This window comes from Serratia sp. D1N4 (assembly GCF_054552755.1).
Genome location: NZ_CM137274.1, coordinates 1,045,129 through 1,063,355, shown reverse-complemented (window position 1 = coordinate 1,063,355; position 18,227 = coordinate 1,045,129). Strand labels below are relative to the sequence as shown.

Genomic DNA, 18,227 nt, shown 5'->3' with positions numbered 1-18,227 from the left:
AAAGAGAAATAACCCACGGCATTTAAACCGTGGGCTTGGTTACCGGTTAAACAATGATTTGGTTATTCTGCAATAACGTTTCCAGATCGGTATGCACATTTGATAACGTCACTACGCCGGTAAAGGCATGCTGCCCGCCCTGACCATCACGGTCGATGCTGATCACCGTATCGGCACCGGAAGTCTCAACCCTCAGATATTTGAGAATACCTTGGGAAGAGTAGTCCAACTCCATCTTGCCATCATCCTGGAAGAAGGAGATCGGGCCGTTGTAATCCAGCAGATCGCTCAGATCGATCAGATCGGCGTCTTTGTCAGTAACGACGTTGCCAACGTGGAAGCCATGGACCGTGTCGTGACCGTTACCGCCCGTCCCGTCATTATCCAGACCTGCCAACACGTTATACATCAGGGTGTCGTTACCGCCGTTAGTCAGGTAGAACGTATCGTTGCCACCACGGCCTTCAAACAGGTTGTTCGCCGAGTTATCGGTAAAGCTGTCGCCCTGGTTGCTACCGATCAAGCCTTCGATACTGTTCAACGTGTCGTTGCCCTGACCCGTTGCGGTCTTCATCATCAGGTTGGCAGTGATCGCACTTGATGAACGGCTGTAATCGACGATGTCCATCCCTGCCGTAGCACTCCAGACCGACTGGCCGCTCACCACCTGGTTCCAGCCGCCACCCCCGGTGTAGGTATCGTCACCCGCTGAACTGAAGAAGGTGTCGTTATACCCGGTGCCGGTAATGCCACTCGGCCCGGTGGTATTGTTGGCATCGTTGGTGTTTTCCGCCGTCAGCACATAAGCATCATGCGCCTTACCGGTAGTCAACCCACCCCAGCTTTCATTCACCGTGGTGTTGATGTTGCCCCCCTGCTCACCGGCAACTGCCCCCACGTGGTTAGCCGTGCCGTTGGTGATGCGCAGCAGCTGTACCGAGTACACTTCGTCCGGGTTCAACCCGAAGAAGCTCACCAGGCCCATGCTGTTGCTGGAGCCGGACGCCTGCGGGTTAATCAGCTGCGTCGCCACCAGGTTACCGTGCGAGTCATACAGCTTGACGGTGTTGCTGTAGAAGGTATTGATGCCGTTGCCGTCAACAATACGGATCTGCAGGCTGGTCCCGTCTGCCGCGATGTTGGTGTTTTTCACCAGCAGCGTTGGCGCAGCAGCATCACCCGATACCACTGCGGCGTCAGCGCCGGAACGGTACAGCACCAGGTCCATCGAGCCATCCCAGTCGTAATCCAGCGCTACCGCACCCGTCAGGTTGTTGTAGGTCTGGCTGGTCAGGCTGACCGCATTGGTCCCCCACACGTTGTTACCCTGGTTCTGATACAACACCGGGCTGCCGGTCACGCCAGAGCGTGGAACTTCGATGATGTCCATCTTGCCATCGTGGTTCCAGTCCACCGCCAGCGAGGTGCCGCCATCCAGCTTGTCACCAAACCACAGCGCCTGCGCATCGGTAGCCATCAGCTTGCCGGTACCGTCGTTCAGGTAGATACGGCTTTCGTCACTGTTCGCCCCCGCCTTCGAACCACGGCTCAGGAACAGATCCAGCCAGCCATCACCGTTGTAGTCGGCATAGGTCATCGAGATCGACATATTACCGTAGTCAACATGGCCGTCATCACGGAACACATTGGCGTAATACCCCACCTGGCCAAAATTGGTCGAGGTGGTGCCGTTGGTCTGGTTATACAGGATCCCCAATCCACGAGAAGTATTGCCTATTGCGGTCGTGCCGTTGTAGTCAATGTGCGCGGTGATATCCACCGTGCCGTTGTTGTCGATATCGACCGCTCCCACTTCATGCAACACGCTCAAATCGGAAGGAATGGCGCCACCAGGGTGGCCGTTAGGTGCTGCGGTCCCGTTTGCTAACTTGCCTTTCTCATAGGTCAGCGTCCCATTTTCGTTCTTGATGAACGAAATGGAGTCCGCTTCTGAGTCAGCCAGCACGAAGTCCAGGAAACCATCGCCCTCACGGTCATAGGCAATCGCCCCACCCAGGTGGTTCAGGGTGCCCTGATCCAGCGCCTGCGCCGTGTAGCTGCCGTCCGCATTCTGCATCCAGTAAGCCGTGCGCCCCCCATTACCATAAGAGCTGACCTGCGACATCACATCGGTCAAGCCATCGCGGTTGATATCCGCAAAGGTAGCCGAGTTGATAAAGCGGCCATAAGAGCCTTCGGTCACATTCGATGGCTGTGTCAGATAGGTTGAGGTGTAATCCTCCTGCGACGTCATGTTATACACACGGCCGGCGTTGGCCGTCGTGGTACTTGATGTGCCACGCACGCTCTGGAAGAACGACCACAAACCGTCGCTGCCAATAGTCACCGCTGCCGCGTTAAGGCCATAACCTTCTGCATCGGTCGTGCCGCCCCATTTCTGCTGAATCAGCGTACTGCCGCTACCCTCGGTCACCCCAATGCTGGTTGACGAGCTCATGGCCGAACGGTTACCCGCCTCATCCCACACCATAAACGCGATGTTATGCGCGCCAGATGGCAGTGTGGTGCTCAGTGTCCAGGTACCGTCCGCCTCCGCTTTGGCAAACCCGAGAACCTGATCCAGACCTTCCTGGTAGGTCCCGTTACGGTTCACGTCGCTGACCAGCGACACAATCGCCCCGGCTTCAACCTTACCGTAGGTAGTGCTGTTGAAGGTAAATGCCGTGCTGTTATCCACAATCTGCGGCACGTTTGGCGCACCGAGAATGCTGTCCGGCGCTTCCAGATCGATCACTACCTGGTAATTGCTGGCAAAGTTGGTGTTGGTGCCAACGTTACCGGCAGAATCAATCACCCGCAGTTGGTAATCCACCGTGGTACTCTGCGTAGCCGCATCCAGCGTGTAATGCCACTGGTTTCCGCCCTGCAACACCAGCGTTTTCCAGGTTTCGCCATTGTCCAGCGAGATCTGCAGATACTGGTTGGCCTGCAGTTCAGCACTCAGGTTGCCGTTCACCGTTACGGTGCGGTCACGAGTGACCATATCGCCGTTGGTTTGCGTTGCACTGTGGCTGAACAGATCGCCGCTTACCAGACCATTACTGGTATCGGTAGTGATACCCGTGGTGGTGGTGAGACCATTCAGGTCCGGCCCATTGGTCGCGATGGTCAGTGCATGCGCATCGGTGCTGCCGATATTGCCTGCCTGATCAACCACACGCGCGTCGATAGTGTAGTTACCCGAGCTCAGCGGCTGGCTTTGCAGGTCCACCGTCCAGTTACTGGCGGAGGTGCTGGCCGCTTTGGTCCAGGTCTTGCCACCATCCACACTGACTTCGACCCACTCATCGGCCAGCAGCGCCTTGTCCAGCGTACCGTTAATCAACAGCGTCGTATCGTTGGTGTTAAAGTCAGCATTACTGACCCCCAGGTCATCACTGATCGACGTGATCGCGATAGCCGCATCCGAGATCGCCGTGTCAATAACGAGTGTCCATGCATTGCTGCCTGCGCTCGTATTACCTACCGCATCGGTTTCCTTGACGGTTAACGAGTATGTCCCATCTACCAATGGCGAGCTCGGTTTCAGCGACCAGGTACCATTATCTTGCACCGTTGCCGTACCGATCACCGTGCTACCGTTGTACACCGTAATGGTGTCACCCACTTCTGCCCCAGTGCCGCTAATGGTTGGGCGCGTATCGTCTGTCACACCACCAGAGACAACCGGCCCCTGTAAATTACCCATCGCATCTTCCACCCCAGTAATAGCCACCAGGCTTGCATCCGGTGGAGTGAAGTCCAGCGTCAGGGTAAAGGTATTGGACGGATCGCTGACGTTACCCGCCTTGTCCGTGGCCGTCACCGTAAAGCGGTGTTCACCTTCCGCCAGCTTGCTGGTCGGGGTAAAGCTCCACTTGCCCGTGGCATCGGTCTGTACCGAGCCCAGCAACCCGTTCTGATCGGAGATCTTCACGATGCTGTTGGCTTCCGCACGGCCCGACAACGTTGGCGTCGGGTCGTCCGTCGCATCACCATTGGCCATAATCTGTGGCTGCACGCTACCTACGTCGTCTGCTGCCGAGTCAATGGTCGGTACCAATGGAGCCACCGAGTCCACCGCAAACGCCCAGCTACCGCTGGTGCTGACGCCACCCGCCGGATCTTTGGCGGTCGCACTCAGGCTGTGTGCCCCCTGGCCCAGATCGGTCGCTGGCGTAAAGCTCCAGTTGCCCTTGTCATCCGCTGTCACGCTGCCCAGCACATTACTGCCGTCGCTCACCGTCACCACGCTGTTGGCCTTCGCCGTGCCGTTCAGCGTCGGACGCAGGTCGTCCGTCACGCCGTTCTGCTCGATAGCGCCCTGCACGCTGCCCACGTCGTCCGTCAGACCGCCCAGTTGCACCTGACCCGGTACCACATCCACGTTCACCACCAGATGCTCACCTTCAGTACTGGTGTTGCCCGCTTTATCGGTCACCGTGGTGGTGAAATCGTGCTCGCCGTTGGTCAGCGGGGTACTTGGCGTCAATGTCCAGTTGCCTTTGTCATCTGCCGTGGTGCTGCCGATTGCCTGGCCGTTGTCCAGCACGGTGACCACGCTGCCCGCTTCCGCTTTGCCGCTGAAGGTTGGCGTGTTGTCGTCGGTCGTAGCGCCCGCCGTCAATGGGCCCTGTACCGCACCAAAGTCGTCGGTGACCACCAGACCGGTGGCCGGGGCCGGTGGCAGGGTATCGATCACGATACCGAAGTCGCCGGTGGTCGGGCTGACCTGGCCGATGCTGTCCATCACCGAAGCCGTCAGGTTGTGGTTACCCTCACTCAGCGGGGTGGATGGCGTAAAGCTCCACGCGCCGTTGGTATCAGCAGTGGTGCTGCCGATCGCGGTGGTGCCGTCGTACACGGTCACGATCCCGCCTGGCAACGCCGTCCCTTTCAGGGTCGGGGTGTTGTCATTGGTGACATCGCCCTTCTGCAACGCGCCGGTATGCGGTTCAGCGTTATCTTCCACCGAGCCGATCACCGGGGCTGCCGGGGCCTGGGTGATAACGGTAAAGCCATACTCCGGTGACGCCACCGTGGTGTTACCCACGCTGTCGGTTTCTTTCGCGGTCAAGGCATACAGGCCGTCTGCCAGTGGCAGGGTCGGCTTCAGTGACCAGGTGCCGTCATCTTGCACGGTCGCCGTACCAATCACGGTAGTGCCGTTGTACACCGTAATGGTGTTACCGGCTTCCGCCCCGGTCCCCTTGAGGGTCGGCTGGTTGTCGTCGGTCGTACCGCCAATGGCCACATTGCCTTTGATGGCGCCAACCGCATCATCCACCCCGGTGATCGCGACTTTGCTCGCGTCCGGTGCGCTGAAGTCCAGCGTCAGGGTAAAGGTGTTGGACGGATCGCTGACGTTACCCGCCGCATCCGTTGCCGTCACCGTAAAGCGGTGCTCGCCTTCCGCCAGCTTGCTGGTCGGGGTAAAGCTCCACTTGCCCGTGGCATCGGTCTGTGCCGAGCCCAGCAACCCGTTCTGATCGGAGATCTTCACGATGCTGTTGGCTTCCGCACGGCCCGACAACGTTGGCGTCGGATCGTCCGTCGCACTGCCGCTGGTCATAGCCTGTGGCTGCACGCTGCCCACGTCGTCCGCTGCCGAGTCAATGGTCGGTACCACTGGAGCCACCGAGTCCACGGTAAACGCCCACTTGCCGCTCTCACTCACGTTGCCCGCCGGATCTTTGGCGGTCGCACTCAGGCTGTGTGCCCCCTGCTCCAGATCGGTGGTTGGCGTAAAGCTCCAGTTGCCCTTGTCATCCGCCGTCACGCTGCCCAGCACCGTCGTGCCGTCGCTCACCGTCACCACGCTGTTGGCCTTCGCCGTGCCGTTCAGCGTCGGACGCAGGTCGTCCGTCACGCCGTTCTGCTCAATGGCGCCCTGCTTGCTGCCCACGTCGTCGACCAGACCGCCCAGTTGCGCCTGACCCGGTACCACGTCCACGTTCACCACCAGATGCTCACCTTCGGCACTGGTGTTGCCCGCTTTATCGGTCACCGTGGTGGTGAAATCGTGCTCGCCGTTGGTCAGCGGGGTGCTTGGCGTCAATGTCCAGTTGCCCTTGTCATCTGCCGTGGTGCTGCCGATCGCCTGGCCTTTGTCCAGCACGGTAACCACGCTGCCCGCTTCTGCCTTGCCGCTGAAGGTTGGCGTGTTGTCGTCGGTGGTGCCGCCCGCCGTCAATGGGCCCTGTACCGCCCCAAAGTCGTCGGTGACCACCAGACCGGTAGCCGGGGCCGGAGGCAGGGTGTCAATCACGATACCGAAGTCGCCGGTGGTCGGGCTGACCTGGCCGATACTGTCCATCACCGAGGCCGTCAGGTTGTGGTTACCCTCACTCAGCGGAGTGCTTGGGGTAAAGCTCCAGTTACCGTTGGTATCGACGGTAGTGGTACCGAGCACGGTGGTGCCGTCGAACACGGTCACGGTGCCGCCTGGCAACGCCGTCCCTTTCAGGGTCGGGGTGTTGTCATTGGTGACATCGCCCTTTTGCAACGCACCGGTGTGCGGTTCAGCATTATCTTCCACCGAACCGATCACCGGGGCCGCCGGGGCCTGGGTGATGACCGTAAAGCCATACTCCGGTGACGCCACCGTGGTGTTGCCCACGCTGTCGGTTTCTTTCGCGGTCAAGGTCACCAAACCGTCTGCCAGTGGCAGGGTCGGCTTCAGTGACCAGGTACCGTCATCTTGCACGGTCGCCGTACCAATCACGGTAGTGCCGTTGTACACCGTAATGGTATTACCCACTTCCGCCCCGGTCCCATTGAGGGTCGGACGGTTATCGTCGGTCGAACCACCGACTGTGACATTCCCCTTGATTGTACCTACGGCATCTTCCACTCCCGTAATTGCCACCAGGCTTGCATCCGGTGCAGAGTAGTCGGTAGTCAGGTCGAACGACTCGGATGGCGCACTGGTGTTGCCCGCGGTGTCCGTTGCCGTGGTGGTGATGCTGTGCTCACCTTCCACCAGGGGGGTGGTTGGGGTAAACGACCACGCGCCGTTGTTGTCGGTCACGACCGAACCCAACAGTTTATCGTTGTCGTACACCTTGATGGTGCTGCCCGGCTCTGCTGACCCGTTGAAAGTCGGGTTGGCGTCGTCGGTCACGCTGCCGCTGCTCAATGGCCCGCGCACGTCGCCCACGTCGTCAATCGCCCCGCCAATCACCGGCTGTGCAGGGGCTTCGGTGTCCACCTTCAGCTCAAATGCCGGGGAGGTCACGCTGTTACCCGCCGCATCTTCTGCGGTCACGGTCAGGCTATGATTTCCTTCGCCCAGATCGGTCTCTGGCGTAAAGGTCCAACTGCCGTCCGGCTTCACGGTAGTGGTGCCCAGCACGGTGTCACCGTCTTTCACGGTCACGGTGCTACCCGGCTTGCCGCTGCCGTTCAGTTCTGGACGGGTATCGTCCGTCACATCACCCGGTTGCAGGTTGCCGGTGTTCGGCCCCACGTTGTCGTTGACAGAGCCCAGCTGAACCAGGACCGGGGTGTCGTCCACCACGATGTTCACGCCCGGGCTTGGCTCACTCACGTTGCCGGCCGGATCGGTCACGGTGGTGCTCAGGTTATGCTCGCCGTTATCCAGCGGCTCACTCGGGGTGAACGTCCAGTTGCCGTTCTCGTCGATCACGCTGCTGCCGATCACGTTGCCGTTGTCGATCACCGTGATGGTGTCGCCCGGCTCGCCTTTCCCGCTCAGGGTCGGTGAACGATCGTCGGTGGTCTCGCCCGGCTTCACTTCACCGGTCTTCTCACCCACGTTGTCGATGATGATCACTTCATCCGGCGCCGTCGGAGCCAGGGTATCAATGATAATCCCGAAGCTGCCGCTTGGCGCGCTGACGTTACCCGCCGCGTCGGTGGCGGTGATGTTCAGGCTGTGGCTGCCGTCTTGCAGCGCCACGTCCGGCGTGAAGCTCCACTTGCCGTGGGCATCGGCGATCACCGAACCAATGGCCTGGCCATTGTCCATCACGGTGACGATGTTGCCCGGTGCCGCAGTACCGCTCAGGGTTGGGGTCGTGTCGTTGGTGACATCGCCTTTCTGCAGTGGCCCGACGTGTGGCTCCGCGTTGTCCACCACGCTGCCGATCGTCGCTTCGGATGAGACAGGAATAAACAGGCTGATGTCGTAGCTCGGTGAAGAGAAGCCGGTACGGTTGCCCGCCGGATCCTGCGCCACGATCGCCAGTTGGTTGTTGCCTTCCAGCAGCGGCAGCTCAGGCGTCATGCTCCACTTGCCATCCGGCTGTACCACGGCGCTGCCAATCAGATGCTGACCGGCGCTGTCGGTGGTGTAAACAAACACGGTGTCACCGGCGGTGCCGATACCGCTGATCAGCGGCTGGCTGTCGTCGGTCACCGCGCCGTTATCCACGGCACCCTGGCGATCGCCCACGCGGTCTTCCACGGCGGTAATGGCCAGATGATCCGGGCCTTCCGGCGATGCGGTGGTATCGACGGTAAAGTTCAATGACTCGGACGGCGCACTTTCATTACCGGCCGGATCGGTTTCGGTCACGGTAATGCTGTGATCGGTTTCAGCCAGCGGGGTCTCTGGCGTGAAGGACCACTTGCCGTTGTCACCCACCACCACGGAGCCGATTTTCTCGCCGCCGTCATAGATGTTGATAACGTTGCCTGGCTCACCCGCGCCACTCAGTTTAGGCTGGGTTTCATCGGTGGAGCCGCCGTTAACAATCGGCCCGGTGATCGGCCCGGTATTATCCTGCGCCTGCGCCACATCCGGTTTGCCCGGTGCCGTGGTATCGACCACGATCTCAATCGGGTTGGACGGTACGCTGCTATTGCCGGCCTGGTCGACTTCGGTCACGACGAGTTGATGGCTGCCTTCAGTCAGAGGCTCATCAACGACGTAGCTCCAGTTGCCCTGATCGTCGACCACGGTAGAACCCAGTGGCTTACCGTTGTCCGTGATAATGATGACGTTACCGGGCTCACCCACGCCGTTCAGCTGTGGCTGGGTTTCATCCGTCACGCTGCCGTTGGTCAACGGGCCAGTGACGCTGCCGGTGTTGTCAAGAATGCTGCCGATAGACGGCTGGGAAGGAGCCTGGGTATCGACCGTAAAGGTCCAGCCGCCAGACTGCTCGCTCTGGTTGCCCGCCGGATCGGTCTGGGAAACGGTCAGGGTATGGCTGCCGTCGGTCAGATCGGTGTCAGGCTTAAAGGACCAGCGGCCATCTTCGTTGACCTCGGTTTCGCCAATCACGGTGCCATTATCATAAATGGTGACGGTGCTGCCGACTTCGCCGCTGCCGCTCAGTTCAGGACGCGGATCGTCGGTCATGCCGCCGGCGTTGATTTCACCCACAACATCCCCGACTTTATCCATGACATGCTGGAGGCCCGGCACATCCGGAGGAGTGGTATCGACGTTGAAATTCAGAGAGTCGGACGGCGAACTGACGTTGCCTGCCGGATCGGTCTCGGTGATCACCAACTGGTGCGAACCTTCACCCAGTTCAGCGTCAGGGGTAAACGTCCAGTTGCCGTTGCCGTCAATCACGACGCTGCCAATGGCCTGACCGTTGTCATAGACGGTGATGAGGTCACCAGGCGTGCCCTGACCGTTCAGAACCGGGCGAGTTTCGTCGGTGACGCTGCCGTTCTGGATCGCGCCGGTGACGGCACCTTTCTGGTCCAACGCTTCGCCGATGGCGGGTTTGGCCGGTGGGGTGGTGTCCGTTGGGTTATCGTCACCGGTGTTGCGGTTATGATAGGCAATAGCGGCACCAGCGCCGATCGCCGTCGCTGCGGCGACCCAACCGAGCAGGCCGAACAGGGCGTTGTGGTCGTCATCAGAAGAAACAAAAATGCCAGTACCATCGCCCAATGATGGGCCCCCCAACGCTACGGGGGAAAATTCACCTTCACTGACCAAATAACCGTTTTCATAGCCTTCACCAGACAATGGCACGTAGGCATACAGTTGCCCGTCTTCCGCCATGCCCAGCAAAACAGGATGCTTAACATCACCATTGAAGTAATCTTCAATAATAATGCTAGGTTGATTGTCACCTTCCTGTAAAACAAGCAAATTCTTTCCAGAACGCACCAATGTCACGTTTTCAGGTGCAAAGTCGTTACCTAAATTTTTTAACAGGTACTTATTACCGTCAATCAATTTGACTTTAACTGCTTGGTTGGCATTTGCAGTCAACAACTTGGTTTTTCCTTCACCACTATTGACTGCTAAAACGATGGTCTTACTCATCTTTGTCGTAACTCCAAATGTCACATGATTAAATGCAAAGAGAACTGCATTTTATTTAAAATGAAATGTACCCATGAATGGGAAGAGAAATAATTACATTGAGGTTGATTCGATAGACAATTAAAAAACTTCAACGACACAGCAAAAAGCCAGCAAGAAGCCTGAAGCCGCATAATTAAATACAAGCATCAATAAACTCCTGCGCGTCTATAAAATACCGATTCTATCGCCTATATTTACAATGCATTGGCGAGATTAAAGGTTATTCAACTCAGTTTTTCACTCCTCTACAGGCGTATTGAACTTTCATATAAAACGATGTGGGCTCGATCATTACTTCCATGTTTGAATTAAAAATGACTTGGCAATCAATGTCGTGAAAGAACGGATAACTCATGATGACCTTAGCGTAACGACAAAAAACCATTTAAAACTCAGAATACTCAACTCAATAGTCATGAGAGCCCTAACTACTTATCTTTTACCAACACACTATTAGTGAGTAACTAACAGATGAAAGCTAAAATTTTATTTCTCGCCCCGTATTGATAAGAAATATCTTACACAAGCATTGTGTAGAAAACATTCTTAGAAATCGAAATCAACAGATACAATACAAAACACCAATAATGGCCAATAAAAAACAATTTTATGAATGAGAATGCTGATTATAATAAAATTTATTATATTAATGACTGCAAAAATGATTTATGCGGAGTTTTAATCCAAAGAGGATGAGCGAAAGGTGAGGGTTGAACTATAAAAACCATCGACCTCTGACTTATAAGCGAAATTGACATAAAATTATTTTATATCAATATATTAGATGAAAAAAAAGGAAATATGACAAACTGAGATAAAACAGATGTGGAAAACAAACTATAAAAAATGCAGTCTTTTTCTTATGTCAGACAACTTTTTGTACTTTTTCAGTTCAATGGCGATTTTCTCCATATATATCATTGCATTACCATCATTATTAGCTTGGTTTATCACTGCATGCGCTTATCTACGCTCTAATAGGCCGCTGAGAATTTTCCTTAGTACTACGATTTTTTAGCCCACACCAACACCCTCTTTAAGCCTGGCAACGCTTTTCTAAGGAACTTCATCCATCATAATAACCAGACTGATAGTACGCCAATAAAAAATTAGCCCCCCGACTTCGCCCTGCCGGTACTTATAAGATATGGTAGGCATAATTTATGGTGCATAAGTAAAACCAGGCTATAAGACATCACTCGATATCAATATGATTTACATTAGTGTTCTCCCTGCTTTAACTTAATTCATGCTCACCATCTCTCAATCAGCGATTTTTATCACTTTGAGCCTCTGAATATGAACGCAAGATTACACTCACTTTACCTATCAGACACTCATAGTTTTATGGTGAAGAATAAGGATGAGTCAGAATAAGCAGATTCTCTTGCCAAACGCGATGAAAGGCTAGGTAACGCTATTATTATCGATAACCTGATAATGCTTACTATTATTAATAGGATGAAAATAAAGATAAATATCTACATATTCACAAATAAACAAGCACACTTGAAACGCACGGGACAGGACACCCAAAAGGCATAAAAAAACCCCAAGCTTAAAAAGCTTGGGGTCTGAATGATTGGCGGAACGGACGGGGCTCGAACCCGCGACCCCCTGCGTGACAGGCAGGTATTCTAACCAACTGAACTACCGCTCCGCGCCAGTCCCCTCTTGCGTGGGAACGAAGCGAATATTACGGTTGCCCTTGCATTCCGTCAATGTCTTTTCTTATAAAAAGAGTCGGTTGCACAGTTTTTCAACGAACATGGCAGCATAATGCAACGTTAGCCACGTTTTTACACTCAAGGTGGCGTTATTCGCTGCGCCACAGGCAGCTACCGCCTTTTTTAGCCACCAGATCCAAGCGCGCCTCATGGGCGGACACTTCCTCATCGCTGGCGTATACCACCTTCATTGCCGTGGCCGGACGTACAATCCGCTGAATATCCTGCGTTGAGTCCGTTTGCTGAGTATCCCCTTCCATTTGGAAGGCCATGGAAGTCTGACCACCGGTCATCGCCAGATAGACTTCAGCCAAGATCTCGGCATCGAGCAAAGCGCCGTGAAGCGTTCGCTTGCTGTTATCTATTTCATAACGGCTGCATAGGGCATCAAGGTTGTTACGCTTACCAGGAAACAAACGGCGCGCCATCAACAGGCTATCGGTGATGGTGCAGAAGGTCTCCGTTTTCGGGATATTCTGTTGCAGCTTGCGGAACTCGTGATCCATAAAGCCGATGTCGAACGCCGCGTTATGAATAACTAATTCGCCACCGCGGATGAAATCAATAAACTCAGCGGCGATCTGATCAAAGGTCGGTTTATCGGCCAGGAATTCGTCACTGATACCGTGCACGCCATAAGCTTCGGGGTCTACCAGCCGATCCGGCTTGACGTAAACATGGTAGTGGCGCCCGGTCAGGCGACGGTTGATCACCTCTACGGCCCCAATTTCGATGATACGGTGGCCTTCGTAGTGAACCCCTAGCTTGTTCATACCGGTGGTTTCGGTATCGAGAACGATCTGTCTGGTTGGTGTAGTGATCATATTGCAGTGCTCATAGCGCCCGTTTATGTCAGACTTGGCTTTTATAAAACTGATAGGAAGAGTCTACCAGAGATGCTCAAACAGGTAGAAATTTTCACCGACGGATCTTGCCTCGGTAATCCGGGGCCCGGCGGTTACGGCGCAATTTTGCGCTACAAGCAGCACGAAAAAACCTTCAGCGCAGGCTATTACCTGACCACCAACAACCGTATGGAGATGATGGCCGCCATTGTGGCGCTCGAAGCACTGACATCCCCTTGTGAAGTGGTACTCAGCACCGACAGCCAATATGTGCGCCAAGGCATTACCAGTTGGATCCACAACTGGAAAAAACGCGGTTGGAAAACCTCTGATAAAAAGCCGGTGAAAAACGTCGATCTATGGCAGCGTCTGGATCTGGCGATTGCGCGCCATACCATCCGCTGGGAGTGGGTCAAAGGCCATGCGGGCCACCCGGAAAACGAGCGTTGTGACGTGCTGGCGCGTGATGCAGCAGGCAACCCAACGCAGGATGATACGGGGTATCAACCCGAAGCTTAAGGCTGCTTGCGGTAACTCTTGGTCGCGCCCACTGCGCGGCTGAGAGCTGGCTTTCTCGCCCCCACTCTCATCGGCGTTGGCGTCAACGGTAAGGTTCTTTTCCGCGCTACGATCACGCTCATACACCCTAACGCTGGCAAGTGCGTACTTAAAAACGTGCCACCTTTACGCTGCCAAGGCAATACGTGGAATCGAGTCTGTTCCAGCACTTCATAATTCAACAGGCTGAGCCAGTCCAGCAAGCGCATCTGCGTAAACATTCGGCTGACATAGGGTTGCCGATTGCGCAATCCAGGGATCAGCTTGCCCAACCCGAGTAAGCTGAACGGGTTAAAACTACTGATCACCAACCAACCGTCGTCAATCATCACACGGTCAATCTCACGCAGCAGACGGTGCGGATCGTCAGCATAGGAAAGCGTGTGGGCCAGCAGACAGGCATCTACCGATTTAGCAGCAAAGGGTAATTGATAGGGATCGGCCAGCACATGCAGGTTATCCCCTGCCAGGCCAACGTTAACCTGATGTGATATGGCGCACTTTTCCGTATCCAAAGCGGCGCTGAGGTTACCAACCTTCAGCAGGTGAAAACCGAATAGCTTCGACCACCAGGGTTGCAATTGCTGCTCAAGCGCTTCACGGTAGTATTCTCCCCATGGCAGCCCGGCCCAGGAGTATGGGCTGGTGAGCTTTTGTAGAGTATGGGCTGGTTTCATGATTTATTATCTTCTTTCAAGCCGTTGCCAACGAGAGGTCCGTTATGAATCTTATCAGCATTCCTGCTTTTCAGGACAATTACATTTGGTTGCTGGATAACCCGCAAGGACATTGCGTTATCGTCGATCCCGGAGACGCCAGCCCGGTGCTGGAAGCGTTGACACGTTTACAACTGATCCCTGACGCCATTTTACTGACCCATCACCATCGCGATCACGTTGGCGGCGTGGCAGAACTTGTTGCGCAATACCCAGACCTGAGAGTATATGGCCCGCAAGAAACCGCCAACAAAGGGGCAAATGCTCTGGTGCAAGACGGCGAAGTCATCGAAATCAGTGGGCGACAGTACCGTATTATTGCGGTTCCTGGGCATACGCTTGGACATGTCGCATTCTACAGCGCACCTTATCTGTTCTGTGGGGATACCGTTTTTTCTGCTGGTTGTGGCAGACTTTTCGAAGGGACCGCTGAACAAATGTATGATTCATTTCAACGAGTCGCGCAACTTCCCGATGACACTCTCATTTGTTGCGCACACGAGTATACTCTTTCAAATCTTAAGTTTTCACGAGCTATTTTGCCACAAGATCGCGACATTGAAACATATCAGCAACAAGTTGAGAGATTACGCGCAAAAGGTGAGCCTAGCGTGCCTACAACGTTACAATTAGAGCGCAAAATTAATCTCTTTTTACGTTGCCATGATACTGATTTACAAAAAGAAATAGGCTTTAACTCACCACCAGACAGCCTTCATTCGGTTTTTTCCGAATTACGCCTGCGGAAAGATAGCTTCTGAAGCTTTTAGTTGTGTTATTCGATGAAGCAAAGTATAGTTGCTCGTCTTTTAAGCAACTATATTGACATACACATGAAGGCTAAAGCGATAATTCTCGCCTCAGTCTTGCTAGTGGGTTGCCAGGCGTCCAAGAAGGGCGTGCAGGTACCAGAGCAGCATGCACAGAGTCTGTCTTCGGCAGGTCAAGAAAGTGAAGCAGGAGAGTACACAGCGAATGGTCGAGCAAGCTCGGCGCGGTGGTTAGAGGGTAATAGCGCCGCACAACAAGACCTGTGGAACTTCATTAGCGACGAGCTGAAGATGGAGGTTCCGGAAAATCCCCGGATCCGTGAACAAAAAAGAAAGTACCTAAAAAGTAAGAGCTATCTCCACGATGTAACATTACGGGCAGAGCCGTACATGTACTGGATAGTCGGGCAGATTAAGAAACGTAATATGCCGATGGAACTGGTACTGCTACCCATAGTGGAGAGCGCTTTTGACCCACACGCCACGTCGCATGCCAATGCCGCAGGGCTATGGCAGATCGTGCCGCAAACGGGTCGTAATTATGGGCTGAAGAACAATCAGTGGTATGACGGGCGCCGTGATGTTGTGGCCTCGACGACTGCTGCGCTTGATATGATGGAGCGCTTGAACCGCATGTTTGACGGCGACTGGTTACTGACTGTCGCAGCTTATAACAGCGGTGAAGGCCGCATCATGCAGGCGGTGAAGGCGAATAAACGCCAGGGTAAGTCCACCGAGTTCTGGGATTTGTCGCTTCCACGTGAAACGTCAATCTATGTCCCGAAGATGCTGGCACTGAGCGATATCATCAAGCACAGTAAAAAGTACGGCGTCAAATTACCAAAAACTGACGAAACCCGTGCACTGGCGCGAATTGATGTTGGGCAGCAGATCCAGCTAACTCAGGCGGCTGAGATGGCAGGGCTTTCAGTCACCAAGATGAAAGCTTACAACCCAGGCTACAAAAAAGGTGTAACGGCGCCGAACGGGCCTCATTACATTATGGTCCCGAAAGGCAATGCCGCGCAGTTGAAAGACTCGTTGGCTGATGGGCAAATTACGCCACCGCCAGCACAGTTGGCGAAGAATAGTAGTTTGTCTGGTGGGAGTGCGTATAAGGTTCGCTCCGGCGATACGTTATCCACCATTGCCAAACGGCTGAACGTAAAGCCGAGTGATTTGCAAAGTTGGAACAATTTGCGTGCCAAAAGCACCCTGAAAGTTGGACAAACGCTGCAGGTTGCCAGCAATACCGGCGATAATAGCAGTATCACCTATCAGGTTCGCAAGGGTGATTCGCTTTCCAGTATTGCTCGCCGTCACGGTGTCAATATAGATGACGTGATGCGTTGGAACTCAAGGCTCGGCAAGAAAAGTAGTCTTCAACCAGGTCTGAAACTGACCTTGTTTGTAAACAACAAAATGTCACCGGATACCTAGGTTTTCGACTCAAAGAAAAAGCACCCTGCATGTTGTAGGGTGCTTTTTTATTGCCTGTGGATTCCTACCAGACCGGCTTACCAATTTCAGGATGGAACTGCACCAACAGAGGATTATGATCTGACGCTTGGGTAACCAGCACAGAGGCCTCTACAACGCCTAAGTTACGGTAAAATACAAAATCTAGCGGTCGGCCAAATGCTTTCTTACGATGATCATCGGTAAAGCTCACCTCATGCAAGGCTATATCATCAGCAAACTGATACAGCGCATTGATACGCTTGCGGCTCCAAGCATTAAAGTCACCGGCCATAATCACCGGCCCTTGGTGGTTAGCAATCTGCTCGCCAATCGGGTCTAGCTGCTTACTGTATACATCGACACCCAGGCTGAAATTCACCGCATGGATATTCACCACCATCAGCAATTGACCATTATAGAGTGGATAGACGGTGATCAACGCTGATTTAGCCAGACGTAATAGCGGCTCACGTTCGCGCAACGGGCAGCAATACACCGGATGGGCTGCAGCTAGTGTCATCACGCCAGAAGGATGTTGCGGCAACACAAAAGCGGGGACTTGATCGGCAGCCAGATAGTGAGAGGTAGCAAAATTCACCAGCTCAGGTGTCGTCTGGGCTTCCTGCAATAACACCAGTTGCGCATCTTTACCGAAATTTTTCAGCACCGAAAGCCAATCAGCACGTTGCTGCTTGAAGATATTCCACACCATAACCCGCAATACCCCAGACGTAGGTAATGCAGCCCCAGGCAGTAGCGGTTGATGGATGGCACCAGGGAAAATTCGTTCAACTGGCTGGCCTGCAACATACCTCATTGCATAAGTTCGTTTCGGCACGCTATTCGCCTATTTCCCGTTTGGATGATGTTGATAGCAACATTGCCACCAACAATAGATTCATTATACGCCTGTGCTTCTCTACCAGCATGGCTTTTAGGAGGAATGCTCTTTCAGTTATAGAGGTAGGGAGGGGGGATTTCAATCGGTGAAACGTATACGTCTGTAAAGGTTAGCGGTGATCGGTAATAAATGCGAAAAAGCCCGCAAAATGCGGGCCAAAACATTCGTTCTAGGCATCTAGATACCTAAACTAATCCCAGTTAGGTGCCAGGCCCTCTGAGCTGACCAGGCGGACATTACATACATTCCAACTTGGCAATCTGCTTCACCTCGTCCTCAGTTAGCTTAAGTTCTGTGCCAACAGGTTGCTGCCCAGATTTTCACGCTTAGTGGAAGATGGGATCACCGCGTAGCGCCCAGGCCAGAATGATTTGAGCTGGCATTGCATCGTCTATAAAAGGGGTATGAGAGGATTGTAGCAGCAGTTTTGTTGCCCCCAAACGCCCTATATTGAGCACAAAACTTTTGATCAACAGGCAACATTAGTCAAAAGCCCTAATCAGAAAAGAATTTATAGCAAAAGTGGTGAATTTTGCATATGAAAAAGCCCTGAGTCAGAGACTCAGGGCTTATCAATTAAGTGGCGGAACGGACGGGGCTCGAACCCGCGACCCCCTGCGTGACAGGCAGGTATTCTAACCAACTGAACTACCGCTCCACCGATTCTTTCATGCGGTATCTTTCGATACCGGCAAAACCGCTTCTGCGATTTCGCTATTACCAGATGTCACTCTGATAACCTTTGTTTGATGCCTGGCAGTGTCCTACTCTCGCATGGGGAGACCCCACACTACCATCGGCGCTACGGCGTTTCACTTCTGAGTTCGGCATGGGGTCAGGTGGGACCACCGCGCTATTGCCGCCAGGCAAATTCTGTTTCATTCCAGGCCGTCACATGTCTCTACACGTAACCACCAGAACCAATCTAAGAACATCGCTGAAAATTAAAACT

General features: G+C 54.1%; 7 protein-coding genes, 2 tRNA genes, 1 rRNA gene and 1 pseudogene. 3 read left to right on the top strand and 8 right to left on the bottom strand.

Annotated elements, in window-relative coordinates; genetic code table 11:
• Positions 1-46: 46 nt before the first annotated feature.
• From ACX1CU_RS04545 to dnaQ, 3 genes are all read right to left on the bottom strand, one after another.
• Entirely contained in the window at positions 47-10,078 is a 10,032-nt protein-coding gene (locus tag ACX1CU_RS04545) for an Ig-like domain-containing protein (protein WP_459401431.1), read from the bottom strand.
• Positions 10,079-11,880: 1,802 nt separating this feature from the next.
• A tRNA-Asp gene (locus ACX1CU_RS04540) sits at positions 11,881-11,957 on the bottom strand.
• Positions 11,958-12,113: 156 nt separating this feature from the next.
• On the bottom strand, positions 12,114-12,848 hold the full coding sequence (dnaQ, locus tag ACX1CU_RS04535) for a DNA polymerase III subunit epsilon (protein ID WP_459401430.1): 735 nt from the start codon (positions 12,846-12,848) through the stop codon (positions 12,114-12,116).
• A 72-nt stretch (positions 12,849-12,920) separates the two neighbouring features.
• Here dnaQ and rnhA point away from each other — a divergent pair, with 72 nt between their 5' ends.
• On the top strand, positions 12,921-13,388 hold the full coding sequence (rnhA, locus tag ACX1CU_RS04530) for a ribonuclease HI (RefSeq protein WP_459401429.1): 468 nt from the start codon (positions 12,921-12,923) through the stop codon (positions 13,386-13,388).
• Here rnhA and ACX1CU_RS04525 read toward each other — a convergent pair.
• On the bottom strand, positions 13,385-14,104 hold the full coding sequence (locus ACX1CU_RS04525; protein ID WP_459401428.1) for a class I SAM-dependent methyltransferase: 720 nt from the start codon (positions 14,102-14,104) through the stop codon (positions 13,385-13,387). The two genes, rnhA and ACX1CU_RS04525, sit on opposite strands and share 4 nt — an antisense overlap.
• 44 nt (positions 14,105-14,148) lie before the next feature.
• Between ACX1CU_RS04525 and gloB the strand changes: the two genes are divergently transcribed.
• Entirely contained in the window at positions 14,149-14,904 is a 756-nt protein-coding gene (gene gloB / locus ACX1CU_RS04520) for a hydroxyacylglutathione hydrolase (protein ID WP_459401427.1), read from the top strand.
• A gap of 72 nt (positions 14,905-14,976) precedes the next feature.
• Entirely contained in the window at positions 14,977-16,353 is a 1,377-nt protein-coding gene (gene mltD / locus ACX1CU_RS04515; protein WP_459401426.1) for a murein transglycosylase D, read from the top strand.
• A 64-nt stretch (positions 16,354-16,417) separates the two neighbouring features.
• On the opposite strand, the gene ACX1CU_RS04510 is transcribed toward mltD, so the two are convergent.
• The 4 genes and pseudogenes from ACX1CU_RS04510 to rrf all read right to left on the bottom strand — a co-directional run bounded on the left by ACX1CU_RS04510 (position 16,418) and on the right by rrf (position 18,142).
• Positions 16,418-17,212 (bottom strand): endonuclease/exonuclease/phosphatase family protein, encoded by a 795-nt coding sequence (locus ACX1CU_RS04510; protein WP_459401425.1) that lies wholly within the window; start codon positions 17,210-17,212, stop codon positions 16,418-16,420.
• 253 nt (positions 17,213-17,465) lie between these two features.
• A pseudogene (gene dkgB, locus ACX1CU_RS04505) lies at positions 17,466-17,664 on the bottom strand (2,5-didehydrogluconate reductase DkgB); the annotation flags it as partial.
• Between the two features lie 192 nt (positions 17,665-17,856).
• Positions 17,857-17,933 (bottom strand) — tRNA-Asp (locus tag ACX1CU_RS04500).
• Positions 17,934-18,026: 93 nt separating this feature from the next.
• Positions 18,027-18,142, bottom strand: a 5S ribosomal RNA gene (rrf, locus tag ACX1CU_RS04495).
• Between the last annotated feature and the right edge of the window lie 85 nt (positions 18,143-18,227).